This window comes from Neisseria sp. P0021.S005 (assembly GCF_051956955.1).
Map to the genome: position 1 here is coordinate 1 of NZ_JBQCWY010000931.1, position 480 is coordinate 480.

Sequence of the window (480 nt, forward strand, 5' to 3'; positions counted from 1 at the left end):
GCCTCATCGAATACCCAGCCGTTGATTTGGCGTTGCGAAATAGCGTTAATAAAACTGGTGTTGCGGAACTGTTCAGGCGCGACAAACAAAATGCCGATATCGCCCAAAGCTATTTTGTCTAAAATTTGGGCGCGTTCAACCACCTCAACCAAGCCGTTAAGCATAGCAGCGCAGGTAGCTCCTTTTATTTCCAAACCGTCCAACTGATCTTTCATCAGCGATTGCAAAGGTGAAACAACTATTGTCAAGCCTCCGTTGCGGTAGTAGCGGTTGAGTGCTGGCAACTGATAACACAAGGATTTGCCGCCGCCTGTGGGCAGCACCGCCAGCGTATGCAACCCCTTCATACCTGATTGCACCACAGCACGTTGTCCACCATCAAATCCTTTTACATCGCGAAAAGTCGGTAGTTTGAAATAACGCTGTAACTGCGCCTCAGGATTGAGCGTATCCTGACAATAACGGCATTCCGTACTACCG

1 protein-coding gene is annotated in these 480 nt (G+C 49.0%); it reads right to left on the reverse strand.

Features of this window, described 5'->3' with window-relative positions:
• The coding region (locus ACTHUE_RS20215; RefSeq protein WP_440424304.1) for a DEAD/DEAH box helicase at nt 1-480 on the reverse strand (480 nt) is incomplete at both ends.